12 protein-coding genes are annotated in these 16,971 nt (G+C 72.2%); 5 read left to right on the top strand and 7 right to left on the bottom strand.

From position 1 onward, the window contains the following. The first annotated feature begins 1,487 nt into the window (after positions 1–1,487). The 4 genes from IE178_RS23960 to IE178_RS23945 all read left to right on the top strand — a co-directional run bounded on the left by IE178_RS23960 (position 1,488) and on the right by IE178_RS23945 (position 5,147). Positions 1,488–2,273 (top strand): helix-turn-helix transcriptional regulator, encoded by a 786-nt coding sequence (locus IE178_RS23960; protein ID WP_229875688.1) that lies wholly within the window; start codon positions 1,488–1,490, stop codon positions 2,271–2,273. Between the two features lie 120 nt (positions 2,274–2,393). Further along, positions 2,394–3,134: a helix-turn-helix domain-containing protein gene (locus tag IE178_RS23955; RefSeq protein ID WP_229875689.1), complete on the top strand. Its 741-nt coding sequence runs from the start codon at positions 2,394–2,396 to the stop codon at positions 3,132–3,134. A 205-nt stretch (positions 3,135–3,339) separates the two neighbouring features. Further along, positions 3,340–4,266 carry an ACP S-malonyltransferase gene (locus IE178_RS23950; protein ID WP_184765419.1) on the top strand — a complete coding sequence of 309 codons (927 nt, stop codon included), beginning with the start codon at positions 3,340–3,342 and terminating at the stop codon, positions 4,264–4,266. 11 nt (positions 4,267–4,277) lie between these two features. Beyond that, on the top strand, positions 4,278–5,147 hold the full coding sequence (locus IE178_RS23945; RefSeq protein ID WP_318280219.1) for an IclR family transcriptional regulator: 870 nt from the start codon (positions 4,278–4,280) through the stop codon (positions 5,145–5,147). 362 nt (positions 5,148–5,509) lie between these two features. Here the strand turns inward: IE178_RS23945 and IE178_RS23940 are convergent, their stop codons facing one another. Together IE178_RS23940 and IE178_RS23935 are read right to left on the bottom strand one after the other, a co-directional pair. Beyond that, positions 5,510–7,495: an ABC1 kinase family protein gene (locus IE178_RS23940; protein ID WP_229875694.1), complete on the bottom strand. Its 1,986-nt coding sequence runs from the start codon at positions 7,493–7,495 to the stop codon at positions 5,510–5,512. After that, the gene (locus IE178_RS23935; RefSeq protein ID WP_193513730.1) at positions 7,492–9,645 is read right to left on the bottom strand and encodes an MMPL family transporter; all 2,154 of its coding nucleotides are present in this window, start codon (positions 9,643–9,645) and stop codon (positions 7,492–7,494) included. The genes IE178_RS23940 and IE178_RS23935 overlap by 4 nt, the downstream gene beginning before the upstream one ends. Before the next feature lie 338 nt (positions 9,646–9,983). Here IE178_RS23935 and IE178_RS23930 point away from each other — a divergent pair, with 338 nt between their 5' ends. After that, positions 9,984–11,060, top strand: coding sequence for a polyprenyl synthetase family protein (locus IE178_RS23930; RefSeq protein ID WP_318280218.1), 1,077 nt, complete (start codon positions 9,984–9,986; stop codon positions 11,058–11,060). 1,373 nt (positions 11,061–12,433) lie between these two features. Here IE178_RS23930 and IE178_RS23925 read toward each other — a convergent pair. The 5 genes from IE178_RS23925 to fabG all read right to left on the bottom strand — a co-directional run bounded on the left by IE178_RS23925 (position 12,434) and on the right by fabG (position 16,834). Beyond that, positions 12,434–13,393: a helix-turn-helix transcriptional regulator gene (locus IE178_RS23925; RefSeq protein ID WP_184765416.1), complete on the bottom strand. Its 960-nt coding sequence runs from the start codon at positions 13,391–13,393 to the stop codon at positions 12,434–12,436. Between the two features lie 215 nt (positions 13,394–13,608). Next, positions 13,609–14,454: an ABC transporter permease gene (locus IE178_RS23920; RefSeq protein WP_184765415.1), complete on the bottom strand. Its 846-nt coding sequence runs from the start codon at positions 14,452–14,454 to the stop codon at positions 13,609–13,611. Positions 14,455–14,491: 37 nt separating this feature from the next. Continuing rightward, positions 14,492–15,436 (bottom strand): ATP-binding cassette domain-containing protein, encoded by a 945-nt coding sequence (locus tag IE178_RS23915; protein WP_193513728.1) that lies wholly within the window; start codon positions 15,434–15,436, stop codon positions 14,492–14,494. Positions 15,437–15,551: 115 nt separating this feature from the next. Further along, positions 15,552–16,088 (bottom strand): YbaK/EbsC family protein, encoded by a 537-nt coding sequence (locus tag IE178_RS23910; protein WP_184765413.1) that lies wholly within the window; start codon positions 16,086–16,088, stop codon positions 15,552–15,554. After that, positions 16,088–16,834, bottom strand: a complete 747-nt coding sequence (fabG, locus tag IE178_RS23905; RefSeq protein ID WP_184765412.1) for a 3-oxoacyl-[acyl-carrier-protein] reductase — start codon at positions 16,832–16,834, stop codon at positions 16,088–16,090. The genes IE178_RS23910 and fabG overlap by 1 nt, the downstream gene beginning before the upstream one ends. Between the last annotated feature and the right edge of the window lie 137 nt (positions 16,835–16,971).

Raw genomic sequence — 16,971 nt, 5'->3', positions numbered from 1 at the left:
GGAGCGCGGTCCTCGATCCCCTCCGCGCACTTCTCCGGCACCGTCATGGCGCTCAGGGTCGGGCCCGGTTGGGGCACCCGGCACCCCGGGCCCGCGGAGGATCGAGGGCTTCCCGGCGCTCGCGCCTCGGCCTCGGCACGGGCCTGGCCGCGCCGGTGGCATTCCCCACTGATGACCAGCGGCTGCCTACGCGCCTTCGGGCGGACCCCCACGCGTTCCGAGCCGAAGCGGTTCTTCTTCCTCGACGGCGACGACCGCGATGACGGCGATCCGATCGTGCCGCGACGGCCCGACGGGCATCGGCTCGGCAGGACCGACACAGTCGGTGCGCGGTCAGGACCGGGTTGACCGGCTGCGGTGCGGGAGCACGAGGAGCAGGAGGGCGCGTGGGCGTCGAAGGACAGCAGGGACGCAGGCCCCGTGCGGACGTCCAGCGCAACCGTGCGGCCCTCCTCGAAGCGGCACAGCGCCGCTTCCAGCGACTCCGCCGCCACACCCGAGGACTTCCCCGGAACTCCCGGGCCTGTCGGCACAGCCCTCACACCTGGCCGCTCCTCGGAGACGGCGCGACGTCGAGGAGGACACATCATGCGAATTGGCGTTATCGGAACAGGGGGGATCGGGGCGGGGCGAGCCCTCTCCCATGCGGCGCGGCGCGGATGCCCGCGCCCCCCGGGTGCATCAGGGCTCGCCCGTTCCGCCACCGTCATCCGTGGCACCTGGGCCCCGCGGTGGCGATCACGGGATGAGAGCCCCGTTCCGGGGCGAGAGCCCCGTTTCGGGGTGAGATGGGTCACCTTTCCACGCCGGGGCGGGAACGCGGTATGTCGCAAAACGTTCATCGCCGCGAAAGCGCAGGACATATATCGGGGCGCCGGGCGACAGCCGAAAAACAAGCCAAATTACACGGCCCACAACTCCAGCGAGCGAGGAAATGAACTTACCTCACGCCACTGGTCTACCCCTCTGAAAGTCGCCCAAACAATTCCAGAATGCACGAACAGCCGGATTCATTCCGATTGACCGATTGGGCAGCATCTTCCATCACCCCCCGCCCGCTAGCACAGGAATCAGCGACGGCAATGGCGGCTCACCGGGGGAAGGTGGCAACTAGCGGCCAACTCGGACACGCTACGCGCTGGTAACCGGCCGGTCAGCACATGAAACGGAACAGGAACCCCCGCTTCTGCCATCCGTCGTGCATCTTGCTGCCACGGACCCCACCACAGGAACTGGATATCGGCGGTCAGTCGTGATTACCTACACCTGATTTCAGCCACACTGTGAGCACAATGCCTTCGGCCGATCCCCACAGTGCGATTCATTGCCAGGGAGGCAGGCGTTCACAGGCGGCACGAGATTTGATTTCCGGTTCAAATAATGCGCCGAGCGGGGGCCGGCGGTGACGCCGGGGCGTCACAGCTGGGGCAACCAGGGCCGGTAACGCGCGGCAGAGGCAATGTGGAAACAAACATGGGGGCTCACGCGTGGCTGGCACTTTGTTCGATCTACCGACTGTCGGCGAGCTTGAGGAAAGCGTCCCCCAGGGCCAGGGCCATGCCGCTCGCCTGGAGCAGACCCTGCTGCAGGCCCGCGCACTGATCGAGTCCACGGTCTCCCTGCACCGCAGGCGTCCGGCAACGGTGTCAGGCGTGACGCACATGGACGCCGAGGTGACCACCGAGACCCTCGAACGGCTCCTGCTGAGAGCGAGACGCTCGGTGAACGTGGCGCTCACCGGATCGGCCACCTTCGTGGAGGCCGTACTGCGCTGCCTGGTCGGGGTGCCGAGCGGGGTGACCGTACGGGTGCTGTGCAGTCCGGCCGCTCTCGAGATCGCGCCCACGCGGCTGCGCGCTCTGCCCGCCGTGCGGGTGCTCCCGCACGACCTGTGCGGAATGGTCGTGGTCGACGGGGCGTCCGCGTTCCTGCGGCTGGGTACGCCGAGCGCGGCGGACGACAGGGCCGCGGTCGTCACCGACCGCGCCGCGGTCAGCACCCTGCAACTGCTCTACGCCGGCGTGTGGTCACGCGGCCACCGACTGGTCGACCACCCCGAACTGAGCCCCCGGCTGCGCTCCGAACTCACCCGCCGCATCCTGGAACAGCTGCGGTCCGGACGCACCGACGCCACCGCCGCGGGCCTGCTGCAGGTGTCCCTGCGCACCTACCGGCGGCATGTCGCCGAGATCATGCGGGAACTCAACGCGTCGTCCCGTTTCCAGGCCGGCGTGCGCGCGGTCGAACTCGGGCTGCTGCCCAAGGCGGGGTGACCCGCCCGGGCGGCCGGGGCCGCCCGTGGTCGTGGAACGGACTCAAGGAACGGAACATCCAGCGAGAAATGGGGGCACGAGGTGTGCGGCCAATCGGGGGACGAGTTGGAGCATGCTCTCTTGCAGGTCAGAGAGTTGATCGAGTCGACCATGATCATCCATCGGGACCGCAGCCGGCGGGAGCAGCTCATCACGGCGCTCCCCGGCGGCCACGGACAGCTCATCGGCGTCACACGGGAGCTGATGGGGCAGGCCACCAGCACCATCGACATCCTGCGCTCCCGGGTTCCGGGCACGGGCAGCCAACTGGAGGAGATCGGGCGGCTGGAGGCCGACCTGCTGCACTTCGCGCGGGAGCGGGTCTCCGCGCGGTTGCTGGCCGGCCGGGATCTGGTCGGGGACTCGCTGGGCGGCTGGTTGCCCGACCCGCCGCGGCAGCTGACGGTGCGGGTGGCCCGGCTGCCGCCGCTGCAGGTGCTGATAGCCGACCGAGCCACCGCCCTGGTGGTGGTCGGTTCACCCGCCGAGCGCCGGGCGTCCCTCATCAGGGCACCCGAGGTGCTGCAGGCCCTGTGCACGCTCTTCGAGAGCATCTGGCGCAGTTCCGCTCCCCCGGACGAGCACCTCGCGTTCGGCGACCGTGACCGGGCGATCCTGGTCCGGCAGATACTGGGCGCCATGCGGGCCGGGGTCACCGACGAGGTGGCCGCCCGCGAACTGACCGTCTCCGTGCGGACCTACCGGCGCTACGTCGCGGAGATCATGGCGCTGCTCGGCGCCAGCTCCCGTTTCCAGGCGGGGGTCCGTGCCGCGGAGCTGGGGCTGCTGCCGCCCACGCAGGGCGGCGCGTACCGCCCGTGAGCTGGGCGCCGCAGCTTCCTGAAACGCGCGTTGCCCCGGTGTGGCCCGGGCAGTTTGATGGGTCCCCAGGGAACGGGACCGTCCTCGGGGATGCCTCCCGTCACCGGAGGTTCCCCCCGTAGCCACCGGTCCGCGGGGACCCGTACCGGCCGGTCCGGCACGGGTCCCCGCGCCCTCGACGAAGTCCCTTGCGGAAGGTGGATCCATGGGTGGGCGGCCGATCGGTCTGGTGTTTCCCGGTCAGGGAACGCAGCGTCAGGCAATGGGCGCGCCGTGGCGGGACACACCGTCGTGGTCGATCACGGCGGAGATCTCCGAGGCCACCGGGGAGGACATCGCCGACCTGCTGCTCCACGCGACGACGGAACAGCTGCGGCGCACCGATCTGGCCCAGGTGTCGGTGTTCTCCGTCGCGATGATCGCCCATGCCGAGGCGGTGCGCCGCGGGGCGTTCGACGGACCCGTGGTCGCCTGCGCGGGACACAGCCTGGGTGAGTACGCCGCCCTCACCGCGGCCGGGGCGTACACCCTGTCCGCGGCGGCGGCCCTCGTCGCCGCGCGCGGCCGGGCCATGCGGGAGGCCTCCGGTGCGCGCGAGGGCACCATGGGTGTCCTGGTCGCGGCCCCGGTGGACAGCGTGGAGCAACTGGTGGGCGGCGTACGGGAAGAGGGCGCGGACGTGTGGGTCGCCAACGTCAACGCCCCCGGGCAGACCGTGGTCTCGGGGTCCCCCGAGGGGGTCGGACGGGTCGCGGAACGGGCCTCCTCGATCGGCGCCAAGTTCATCCGGCTGCAGGTCGGCGGCGCCTTCCACAGCCCGTACATGGCTCCCGCCGCCGAGGCCCTCGCCGCCGCCCTGAAGGACACGGCGTCGGCACCCCGGCATCTGCCGGTGGTGGCCAACGTGGACGCACGGCCGTACGACGGTGACGGCGGCGGCTGGACGGAGCTCGGCACCCGCCAGCTCACCTCGCCGGTGCTGTGGGAGGAGAGCGTACGAACGCTCACCGGCCCCCTCGGTTGCGGCCGGCTGGTCGAACTCGGGCCGGGGCGCACCCTGGCGGGGCTGATCCGCCGTATCGACCCGGGCGTCGAGGTGGTGTCCGTGGACGGCCCCGCCGCCCTGGACTGACGACGAACCACGTGAGCACAAGAGATTCGGACACCATGGCACCCGTTCCCGACGGCACGCGGCCCCTCACGGCGGCCGGCCCGGCGACGGCCACCGCGCCCCGGGAGTGGATCAGCGGCATCGGTGTGCTCGACAAGGCGTCCGTCCTGCTGGAGATCGTGGAGCAGGCGCCGGCGCCGCTGAGCGAACTGGTCGCCCGCAGCGGTCTGTCCCGGCCGACCGTGCACCGGATCGCGGTGGCGCTGGAACGGCTCGGGCTGCTGACCCGGGACTTCCACGGACGGTTCGCGCTCGGTCCGCGGCTCGGCAGCATGTCCGTCGAGGCGCGCTACGACCGGCTGGCCCAGGCGTCGGGCCCGGTGCTGGAGGATCTGCACGCCCGCACGGGACTGGACGCCCGGGTCCTGCGGCGCCGCGGCCGGACGCAGACCTGTGTGGCGACCTGCGCGCGGGGTGCCCTCGGGCCCGACGGGGCGGAGCGGGTGCCGGTCGGCATGTCCCGGCCCTCGACCGCGGGTCCGGTCGCGCTGGTGCTGCTGGCCTGGCAGGAGCCGGAGGAGATCCACGAGGGGCTGCGCGGGGCCCGGTTCACCGCGGCCCATCTCGCCCAGGTGCGCCGCCGCGGCTGGGCCCGCGGGTCGGACGTCATGCTGCCCGGCGACATCGCGTACGCCGTGCCGGTGCGGGCCGGGGGCGACCGGGTGGTCGCCGCGCTGTCGGTGTCGGGACCGCCGGGCCGGATGGACGCGGTCCCGAGCCGGTGGCTGGGCGCGACCGTGTTCGACTCGGCCGCCGCGCTGACCGACGCACTGCGCCACGCCCACGCGGTGCCGTCCACAAGGCCGGCCGTGCGGGGCCGGGCGGCCATGGATGCCGGGTGACCGCCGCCTGAACGGCGCATCGCCGCCACGGAGTTCCGCCGGAGGTTCCCTCACGCCCCGCCGCCGGCCGGCGACGGACCCGCCGCGGACGTCCGGCCACCGCCCGAACATTTCGGCGCGGTCCCGGAACTCCGGCCCCGGCCAACCCCACTCGCGGCCACCGGGCCGAGGGCGGACCCGCCGCGAGGACCTGGGCAGCGTCCGAACGACGCAGCGCCGCGCCGGACATCCGCCGGACGCTGCCCCACCCGCACCCGGCTGCCGCCCCGGCGGCCCGGTCCCGCCACGGAAACCCGGGCATCTGCTGAGCGGCCGGGGCGGGACGAGGCGGTTCTCCCCTCATCCGGGCCGTTCGGGTCCGGTCAGCGGCTCGGTTTGGTGAGGGTGAAGAGGACCCGCAGTACCAGGACCGAGCTGATCAGCAGCATGTTGTAGCCGAAGACGTCGAACAGCCGCAGCGAGCCGGCGACCCGCGGGCCGCCCCGGGTGGACAGCAGCAGCATGCCCAGGACGCCGGTCAGTCCGCCGAGGAAGGTGAGCAGCACGTCACGGACGATGCCCCGGATGAAGCGCCGGTCCCGTTCGTCCGCGAGCAGCCGTACGTTGATGTTGAGCCTGCCCTGTTCCAGCGCGCTGCTGATGCGCTCGGCCCGGCGCGGCAGCCGGAGCAGCATCGGCAGCACGGCGGCGGTCTCCTCGGCCAGGGAGCGGCTCAGCTGCGTCGGGGTGAGTCTGCGGGCCAGTTCGGTGGAGGCGAAGGCACGTGCCTCCTCGACGAGGTCGAACCCCGGCACGAGCCGGCCCAGCGCGCCCTCCACGGTGGCCAGCGCGCGGAAGGCCGCGGCCACTTCGGGCGGCACGGTGAGACCGTACTGCGCCACGAGCAGGAACAGGTCGCTGAACATCTCACGGCCCGGGGGGCCCGCGGAGGCGAGGTGACGGGCCGTGTACCGGCCCAGGGCGCGGGTGAACCGCTCCTCGTCGATCTCGTCGGGGCGCTCCACCAGGTCCAGGAGGGCGTCGGACAGGGCCTGCGGATCGTTGCGGTCGATCGCCATGAGCAGCTCGCGCAGACTGGAGCGCAGCATCCGGTCGATCCGGCCGACCGAGCCGAAGTCCACGAGCCCGAGCCGTCCGTCGCTCAGGACCAGGACGTTCCCGGAGTGCGGGTCGGCGTGGAAGACGCCGCCGATCATGATCTGGCCCAGCAGACAGCCGAACAGGTCACGGGCGAGCCGTTCGCGGTCCAGGCCCTGTGCCTCGATGACGGCGTCGGCGCGGTTCAGGGTGACGCCGTCGAGCCATTCGACGACCAGGACCCGTTCGGTGCTCAACTCCTGGTGGACCTCGGGCAGCAGGACCCGCGGGGCGGCGCCGGACGGCGCGTCCTCGTCGTGGGGTGCGTCGGCGTCGGCGAGGGCGGTGTTCGCGGCGACGGCCGCGGTGTTACGGGCCTCGGTGCGGAAGTCCAGTTCCTCGTGGAGGGAGTCGGCGAACCCCTGCACCAGTTCGCGGGAGCCGACCGTCCTGCCCCAGGTGGTGCTCCGCTCCAGGATGTCGCTGATCCGGAAGAGGATGTCGAGGTCGCGTTCGAGCACCTGCCGGGCCCCCGGCCGCTGCACCTTGACGGCCACCGCGCGGCCGTCCCGCAGCCGCGCCCGGTGCACCTGGGCCATGGAACCGGCCGCGAGCGGTTCGCGCGCGAACTCCGCGAACACCTTCTCCGGCGGGGCCTTCAGCTCCTCGGCCAGGACGCGTTCGATGTCGGGCCACGGTTCGGGGGCGACCTCGTGCTGGAGCGAGCTCAGTTCGTCGACGAACACGTCGGGCAGCAGGTCGTAGCGGGACGAGAGCACCTGGCCGAGCTTGACGAAGGTGGCTCCCGCCTCCTCGAGCGCCAGTCGCAGGGATCTGGCCAGGGCGGCCTGGTCCTGGGGGCTCGCGGTGCCGCGCCGGGACCGGCCGGTCAGGAAGCGGCGCAGTCCGTGCCGTACGGCGATCCTGCTGAGCTGGGTGTAGCGGCGGCTGCGCGCCAGCCTGCGGCGCACGGCGCCGGGCCAGCGCACCATTCCGCGCACGGAGCCGCCGGTGACCGCCGCCTCGGAGAGCACGAGGAAGAGCATCGCGCCGAGCAGGGCCGCGCCCAGTTGCACGGTCACCAGCGGGGTGCGGCTCGCCTGCGGGCCCATCGGCGTGCCGACCACGCCCGCGGCCAGCAGTCCGGCGACGCCCGTGAGCAGTGCCCGGACCGCGCCGATGCGCAGTCCGAGCACTCTGCGGGCCAGTACGGCCATGATCATGGGGCCGAGCAGAGCGGTGGCCCCGGCGATCAGGAGATAGCTGCTCACGTACGGTGCGCGCCGACGGGTTCCCCGGCCGCGGGCTCCGGGCCGGCCTGTGGCGCCGGTTCGGGACGGACGTGTCCGGGCCACCACGTGCGGTGGCCGAGCAGGGTGGTCACCGCGGGCACCAGCAGCACGGCCATCGCGAAGGCGGTGAGCAGGATGCCGAAGGCCACGGCGAAGCCCATCTGCCGGAGCATGGAGTTCTGGGCCAGCAGCAGGACGCCGAAGGTGCCGGCGAGGATGACGGCCGCGGTGCCGATGGTGGACGTGGAGTGGGTGATCGCCTGGCGGACGGCCTGCGCCGGGGTGCTGCCGCGTCCGACCTCCTCCCGCAGCCGCGCCACCATAAGGATGTTGTAGTCGGTGCCGATGGCGACGACGAACAGGTAGACGATCACCGGCAGGGTGAAGGGCAGGCCCGCCTCGCCGGCGAGGTTCTGGAAGACCCACACGGTGGCGCCCAGGGTCGCGGCGAAGCCCAGTCCGACCGCGACCATGAGGTACAGGGGCGCGACGACGCTGCGCAGCAGCAGGCCGAGGATCACCATGATGGCCAGTCCGGCGGCCGGGAAGACCACGGAGTAGTCGCGGTTGGTGGCGTGCTGGATGTCGGCGAGCACGGCGGAGGTGCCGCCGACGAGGGCGCGGGTGCCGTCGGGTGCCGCGTCGTGGGCCGCGTCGCGCAGCGGCCCGGCGAGCAGTTCGACGGCCCGGTCGCTGTCCGGCTTGTGCGTCAGCACCACACCGAACTTGGCGATGTCGCCCTTGGGGGCGAGGACCGGGGGCGTCACGCGTCCGAAGTCGGCGGCGGTCAGCTTCTCGCCGTAGGCGTCGATCTGGCCCTGGTCCAGCTTGCCGCCGTCCTTCGCCTCCAGGAACACCCAGGTCGGGTCGGTCTGGCCGGCCGCGAAGCCGCGCTCCAGTTCCTTGGCCGCCTGGACCGACTCCAGGTCCTTCGGCAGTGAACTGCTGCTGTCGAAGACGGTGTTGAAGCTGAAGACGCCGGTCGCGAGCACGGCGAGCAGGCCGCCGGAGACGGCGGCGACGAGGCCGGGACGGCGTGCGGTGAGCGAGCCGGTCCGGGCCGCGAGTGTGTGCTTGGGTTCCTTGCGCCACGCCTTGGACGGCCAGAATGCCTTGGTGCCCAGCAGGGAGAAGACCGCCGGTACGAGGGTCAGCGAGGCGATCAGCGTGACGCCGACGGAGATGGCCAGCGCCGGGCCGAGGGCCTTGAGCATGCCGAGGCTGGACAGCAGCAGGGCGAGGAAGGCGACGATGACGGCACCGGCGGCGGAGGCGATGGTCTCCCCGACCCGGGTGACGGCCTCGGTCATGGCCTCCTTGGGCGCCTGGCCGTTGCGCAGCAACTCCCGGTAGCGGAAGAGGAGGAAGAGGAGGTAGTCCGTGCCGACGCCGAAGAGCACCACGATCAGGATCGAGCCGATCGAGGCGTCCGCCTGGAATCCGCCGGCTTCGGAGGCGATGGAGATCATGCCGGTGGCGAGCACGAAGACGAGGGCGATCACGAGGACCGGCAGGATGGCGATGAGCGGGCTGCGGAAGATGGCGGCCAGCAGCACGATGAGCAGGACCAGCGTCGCCATCATGATCATGGCGTCGGTGTCGCCGGAGGACTCCTTGGTGTCCAGCGCCGTCGCCGCCGAGCCGGTGATCCCCATGTGCAGGTCGGTGCCCTTCAGGAGGGGCACCGCCTGCTCGCGCATCTCGCCGACCGACTCGATCAGGGTCTCGTCGTAGGGGTTCTCGGTCGTCGCGAGGATGCTCGCCAGAGCGATCTCGCCGTTGGCGGACACGGCCTGCGGGCCCGTCTCGACGGCGCTGATCTTCTCCAGGTCCGCCTTCTCCAGCCCGGCGGCGACCTTCTTCACGTCCGCGAGGTCGGTGTCGGTGAGCCGGCCGTTGTCGTCGCGGCGGAAGACGATGACGGACGCGGGCTGTTCCTGTTGCGGGAATGCCTTTTTCTGGAGTTCCCCGGCCTGCACCGACTCGTAGTGGGACGGCAGGAATTCGGCCTGGTCGCTGACCGGTTCGAGGGGCGGCGCCAGGGACGCCACGCCCACCGCCGCGATCACCCACGCCAGTATGGTCAGCCAGGGGTGTTTGACGGCGGACCGTCCGACCCGTCCGAACATGGGGGGAGGCTCCTTCTCAGGGGGTGCAAGGGCGCACCGATTGTCGTCCGCGCGCGTTCCCCGTCGTCGGTCCGTGGCCGAAAGCTGGCATCAAGCTGCCGGGCACCGGGACGGAATTCCGACGGCATTCCGTTTCGCCGTCCGTTTCGCCGTTTCTCCTTTTCCGGGCCGCTCCCGCGCCGGGGTCGGGTGCGCGCGGCCCGGTGGGCGTCATGACACCTTCATGCCAGGCCCGTTGTCGGCCTTGGGGTGGACTGCAATCGTTGCGGCCGGAAACAGCGGAGCGTGTTCGACCGTGGTTCCGCTCCCGCAGGCCGCCCCGACAGGATGAGTTCCTCGTGACCGCAGAGCAGCTGGCAGAGCAGCTGTACGAGGCCCCGGCCGCCGCCGCGCCGGACGGCGACCGACCGTACGCCGCCGCGCTGCTGAGCCGGCTGGGTCCGGACGCGCCCGGTTTCCAGGAACGGTTGGGCCGGGCGCTGGCCGATGCGGAGCGCCTGCTGCGCGCGTGCACGCGTGACGCGTCCGATCACCGGGTGGGGGCACTCACCGGGCATCTGGCGGCCACCGGAGGCAAACGGATGCGGCCCCTTCTGGTGCTGCTCGCGGCGGAGTTCGGGGATCCCGGCAGTGAGGGCGTGGCCCGGGCGGCCGTCGTCGCCGAGCTCGTCCACCTGGCCTCGCTCTACCACGACGACGTGGTGGACCGTGCCGCGACCCGTCACGGTGCCCCCACCGCCAACGCCGTGTGGGGCAACCGGATGGCCGCCCGGGGCGGGAACTGGCTGCTGGCCAGGGCCGCCCGGCTGTCCGCCGATCTGGTGCCGGAGGCGCTCGCCCTCAACGCCCGCACCGCGAACCGCATCGTGGCGGGCCAGCTGCGCGAACTCATCGGACCCGGGCCGGGTGAGGACGACCTCGCCCACTACTTCCGGGTCACCGCCGGCAAGACCGCCGCGCTGCTGGCCATGTCACTGGGGGTCGGCGCCTGGCAGTCCCGGGCGTCCCGGGCGGTCGCGGACTCCCTCGTCGAGTACGGCGAACAGCTCGGTATCGCCTTCCAGATCGCCGACGATCTGCTCGACCTGCTCTCCCCCGAGGCGTCCAGCGGCAAGGAACAGGGCAGGGACCTGCTCGTCGGGGTGCCCAGCCTGCCCGTGCTGCTCGCCCGGGAGGGCACGGACGCGTGCGACGCGGAGCTGCGTGAGCTGCTGGCGGCCGGGCCCGCGGCGGGGGCGGGCTGGCACCGTCGTGCCCTCGACCTCTTCGCCGTCTCCCGGGCCACGGTCCGCGCGCAGACGCTGATGCACCAGCGGCTGGCACGGGCGCGGGCGGCGCTCGGCGCCCTGCCGCCGCTGCCGGCGCGCCGCACCCTCGACGCGCTCTGCGACTTCGTGGCCCTGCGCACGGGGTGATCCGTCGCGCCGCGGAGCCGGCACGACGGACCGCCCCGGTGCGGACATCTCCGGCCCGGCGTCCCGCTGTGGCCCGTTCCGTTGACGCTGCGGGCACGCACTGGCCCGTCCCCGGAGGAACCGGCCACCGCCGCCGCCCTCGTCCCGCCGCGCCGTCCGGCCTCCCACCCGTCGCACGAGGCGTACGCGGACCCGGTCCGGCCGGCAGACGAGGGGCACGCCCCTCACACCCCCGGCCGGTCGTGGTCCGGTTCCGCCGGTGGGCGCGGGGGCCGCCCGACCGTGCTGTGCGGCGAGGACGGGTACACGCCACCATCCGGCCGGCGCTGTGCCGCGACCGCCCCGGCCTCCCGCGACCGGTACTGGCCCGAGCGGCCGGACCGGGGTCCGCGGCCCGGCCGTGTACCGCCGCTGGGCCGACGGCGGCACGACGGACACGGGTCCGCCGGGCCGCATCCCGTTTGCGCCGGGGGCGGAGGGCCGCTTCCCGTGAGCGCCGGCGGCGGGGATGCGGCCGTGGATCCACCGGCCACCCGGCCGCCTGGGGCGCGGCAACGGGCCTGAGTCCGCCCAGCCGCGTACCGGCGCAAGACCCCAGCGATCACGTGCCCCGCGCCGATCGACCTGCCGTGTGAGGGCCGAAGGCGGGAATGCCGCCGTGGACCCACCGGCCACCCGCCCGCCTGGGCCGCGGCAACGGACACGAGTCCACCCGGCCGCGTACCGGCGCAAGACCCCAGCGATCACGTGCCCCGCGCCGATCGACCTGCCGTGTGAGGGCCGAAGGCGGGAATGCCGCCGTGGACCCACCGGCCACCCGCCGGCCGGGGCCGCGGCAACGGGCCTGAGCCCGCCCGGCCGCGTACCGGCGCAAGACCCCAGCGATCACGTGCCCCGCGCCGATCGACCTGCCGTGTGAGGGCCGAAGGCGGGGGCGCCACCGTGGACCCACCGGCCACCCGCCCGCCGGGGGCGCGGCAACGGGCGCCTGAGCCCGCCCGGCCGCGTACCGGCGCAAGACCCCAGCGATCACGTGCCCGCGCCAATCGACCTGCCGTGTGAGGGCCGACGACGGGGATGCCGCCGTGGACCCACCGGCCACCCGGCCGCCTGGGCCGCGGCAACGGGCCTGAGTCCGCCCGGCCGCGTACCGGCGTAAGGGCGCGTACCGCGTCTAGGTGCCGTGGTCGCGTGCCCCGGCCGGGGCGTCCGGCCGTACGCGGGCGGTGTCCCGTGGGTGCCGGTGGCGGGGGTGTCGCCGTGGGTGCGCCGGCCGGCCGGGGCCGCGGGACCGGGGCGGTGCCCCCGGCGCCGCGTGACGGGTCGGGCATGTGGTCCGGCCCGGATGGGGCGGACGGTTCCGGTGGGGGTGGTCAGATCAGGCCGACCTGCATGGCGCGGGCGCCCGCCTGGAACCGGCTACGCGCGTCCAGGGCGACCATGGCGGCCGCCACGTCGTTGCGGACGGTGCGGACGCTGCACCCCAGCCGGCGGGCTATGGCGTCGTCGGTGAGGCCCTCGGCCAGGAGGCGCAGGACGATCTCCGTGCGGGGTCTGCGCGTGGTCGCCGCGCCGGGGGTGCGTCTGAGCTGCCGTACCGCCGTGCCCCGCTCCCAGAGCCGCTCGGCCAGCGCGCACAGGGAGTCCAGTTCCGCGGCGGACCGCACCACTCGGGGTGCTCCGGCGTCGTCGATCACCACGGCCGCCTCACCGTCCATGATCATGGCGCACACCGGCACCGAGTCGGACATGCGGGGCGGGACGTCCTGCTGGGCCAGCCACTGCGCGTGGACCATGGCGGGGTGGGCGTGGAAGACCGAGGCCGCCCACACGGCCCGCAGCCGCATGCCCCGCCGCAGTCCCATGTCCACGATGGGGCGGGAGAAGGCGAATCCGCCCTCGGTGTGGCGGGGGACGAGGAAGATCACGTCCCGCTCGGCCTTGGCGACCATCCGTTCGATCACGGTGGACGCGTCGTTGCGGTGCCCGCCGCCGTCGGCGGACTCCTCGATCCGCTCGGCCGCCCGCTCGTGCAGGGCGATGAACCGGTCGATCTCGACCGGGCGGGGCTGCGGGGAGCGCCCCTCGTGCATGGACCGGGCCAGGAGGGCCGGGAGGCCGATGCACGGCTCGACCGCGCGGAAGGCGGTGGGGTCGTCCGCCGAGACGGCGGCGAGTCCCTCCGCCCGCAGTGTCTCCATCGCTCGTACGACCTCGGACGCCGGCCACTTCATGGCCTGCGCCAGTTCCTGCGTCTGCCAGTTCGTCCGCCGGAGCAGCCTCCGGTAGAGAAGCTCCGAACGTTCGTCGAGACCGATTCCGGATTGCGCCACGTCAACCTCTCGGAAGGTGTTCTTCCCAGGGGCAGGTTTTGCCCACTCGCGGATTAAACCTAGACACGGCAAGAACGGCTTGGAGTAATCGGAGTTCGGTTCGACAGCTTGGTGCCACCGGGACGGGACATCCCGCCCACTGCACTCGGGCAGGGGGCGGGATGAGGGCACTACCGGTCATGCGGTCCGTGGTGCGGGACCGGTTCGTCAGGGCGTCACATCACTCGGAACGAGCGCTTCGAGATCGGCGCGCACACGCACACCAGGGCCAGGCACACCGCGACCGTGGTGAGCAGTTCCGCCACGGTGACGTTCCCGGCGACCATGCCGCGCACGGCGTCGTTGGCGTACGAGATCGGGTTGCCCTGGGCGATCACGCGCAGGCCGCTCGGCATCGACTCCGGCGGCACGAAGGCGTTGGAGGCGAACAGCAGCGGGAAGGTGAGCAGCGTGGTGATCATGCGCAGCACGTCGCCGTTGCGCAGCAGCGCGGCCATCATGATGAAGATCCAGCTCATGGACCAGCCGACGAGGAGGCTCATGAGGATCGCGCCCACCACGCCGAGGACCCCGCCGGGGGGCGAGAACCCGAAGATGACCGCGGCCAGCACGGCCACGGCGATCAGCTGGTAGAGCGAGCGGGCCCCGTCGGCGAAGCTGCGCGCCAGCAGCACGCTGAACCGGTTGATGGGCAGGGTGTGGAAGCGCGTGATGACCTCGTTGCGCAGGTCGTTGATGAGGCCGTTGCCCGCCTGGGCGCCGGCGGCGACCGCGGTGATGATCATGATGGCGGGGGCCAGGCCGTCGATGTAGGCCATTTCCTTGGACATGCCCGGGGCCTCGCCGAGCACCTTCAGCACGCCGGCGAACATCAGCAGCATCACGAGGGGTTCGACGAACGTGACGATGATGACGCCGGCGTTCATGTAGGGCCGCAGCGAGCGGCCGGTGAGCGCGGCGGTCTGCGAGATCAGGCCGCTGGTGCCCCACTGGGCGGTGGCACTGTCCCGCCGCCCGGGCGGTGTCCGCCGGGGGCTCGCCTCGGCCTCGACGACCGTCATCTCTGTACTCCTTCTACGGTGGGAATGGTCGGGACGGTCACGCGGGCACCGGCGTTCCGGCGGACTCGTGGGTGAGCCTGAGATAGACGTCGTCCAGGGTCGGCTCGGAGAAACCGAGTTCGGCTATCTCGGTGTGCGTCTCGTTCAGCGTGCGCACCACGACCGCCAGGTCGGCGGAGGCGGCGACGGGGACGCCGAGGGCGGCCACGGAGTCCGGGGAGGCGGTGGCGCGGAATCCCGCGGCCTCCAGGGCGCGCACCGCGGCCGGCACCTCCGACTCCGCCGACAGCGTCACGGTCACCATGCGCTGGCCGACAGCCGCCTTGAGCTCCGCGGGGGTGCCCTCGGCCACGATCGAGCCCTTGGAGAGCAGGGTGATCCGCTCGCAGAGCTGGTCGGCCTCCTCCAGGTACTGCGTGGTGAGCAGCACCGAGACGCCGTCCTTGGCCAGCCGCTTGATGACCTCCCACACGCCGAGCCGGGACGTGGGGTCGAGTCCGGTCGTCGGCTCGTCGAGGAAGATGACCTGCGGCGAGCCGACGAGGCTGGCCCCGATGTCCAGCCGCCTGCGCATGCCACCCGAGTACGTGGACGCCGGGCGCTTGGCCGCCTCGGTCAGGTCGAACAGCTCCAGGAGTTCGTCCGCCCGGGCGAGGGCCTGACGCCGGCTCGCACCGAGCAGACGCGCGATCAGGGTCAGGTTCTCGCGCCCGGAGAGCTGCTCGTCCACGGAGGCGAACTGCCCGGTCAGCCCGATGCGCCGACGGACCTGCTGCGCGTCGGCGGACACGTCGAGGCCGCAGATCCGGGCGATGCCGGTGGTCGGCTCCAACAGCGTCGACAGGATGTGGACCAGGGTGGTCTTGCCGGCGCCGTTGTGGCCGAGCAAGCCGTGGATCGAACCCTCGGGAACCGAGACGTTCACACCGTTCAGCGCGGTGACATCACCGAACGACTTTGTTACGTCGATTGCCTCAATCATGGGATTGGCCACGTGCTTGGCCTCCGTTGCTCTCTCCGGCGGCCCGGTGGCAGGCCATGGTTCGGATATGTTCGGGGAATTTCCTCTACCGCTGCTTCGTGATGCTAGGGCGATATCAGAACGGAGACGGGGCGCCTGCAGGTTGCTGAAATACCGCGGTCGCCGCATCGGGTTCGCTGATCCGGGCGGTGCGCGGTCGCGCCATACGCAGGTAATCCTCGGTGGCGAGGGCCATGGAGAGATCCAGCCGGGCCGCGTTGAAGAACAGGGTGTCGCTGCGCAGCAGATCCTCTTCGACGATCAGTTCGAGGTCGGGATGGAAGGAGAAGGGAATGATCGATCCGCTGACCGAGCCGGCCAGCCGCTCGGCGGTCTCCCGGTCGGCGAATCCCGCCTTGCGCCCGCCGGCGCACTCGGCGATCCGGGCGAGGTCCAGGCGCCGGTCGCCCGGTATGACGGCCAGGACGTACCGGCAGGTCCGCTTGGTCGGCCGTACGGCCACCACCAGGCACTTGGCGCTCTGTTCCAGCGCGTGCCCGCGCAGGGCGCTGACCACCTCGGTGCGGCCCTCGGGGGCGTGCTCGATCAGCCGGTAGGCGGCGCCGTGCCGGTCGGCGAGCGCGCGCAGCCGCAGGTAGGTCTCCCCGGGCATCAGACCGTCAGGCCGCCGTCGATCTGGAAGACCGAGCCGGTGATGTAGGCGGCGCGCTCGCTCGCCAGGTAGGCGACGAGATCGGCCACTTCCTCGGCCTGCCCGAAACGGCGCAGCGGAATGCTCTTCGCCGCCTCTTTCTTGACCTTTTCCGCCAGTTCGGCCGTCATATCGGTCTCGATGAAGCCCGGTGCCACCACATTGGCCCGGATGTTGTATCGTCCGGCCTCTTTGGCGAGCGCCTTGGAGAAACCGATGATGCCCGCCTTGGAGGCGGAGTAGTTGACCTGGGTGGCGTTTCCGTAGACACCGGCTATGGACGAGATATTGATGATCGTGCCGGATTTGCGCTTCATCATTTCGAATATCACGGCACGGCACACGTGGTAGACGCCGTCGAGGTTGGTGTCCAGGACGCGGTGCCAGTCCTCGTCGGACATCAGGACCAGCGGGTTGTCCCGGGTGATGCCGGCCGAGCAGACCGCCACGTCGATCGGGCCCAGGTCGGACTCCGTACGGGCGACCCAGTCCCGCACCGAGGCGGTGTCGGTCACGTCGGCGCGGACGGCGAGGGCCCGGTGGCCGAGTTCGCCCGCCTCCTTCTCCAGCTCCAGCGCGGCCTGTTCGTTGGACTGGTAGCAGAAGGAGACGTCGTATCCCTCGGCCGCGAGCCGCAGGACCACGGCGCGGCCGATCCCGCGCGAGCCGCCGCTGACCAGGGCGACCGGCGCTGTGTTCTCCGTCATGACACTCCGTAGGTTGTCGGGGCGGCCCGAACGGGCCGGATGGGGCGGGCGCGATGCAGGAAGCGGGCGGCCTCGGCTCGGGGAACGGCGGCCGCCGCTCGCCGGCGGGCTGCCGCGGGCCCCGGGGAGCGGGCGGC

The organism is Streptomyces griseoloalbus, from assembly GCA_014650015.1.
Lineage (GTDB): Bacteria > Actinomycetota > Actinomycetes > Streptomycetales > Streptomycetaceae > Streptomyces > Streptomyces griseoloalbus.
Note: the sequence above shows the minus strand (reverse complement) of the source record. Positions and strands in the feature narration are given on the sequence as shown.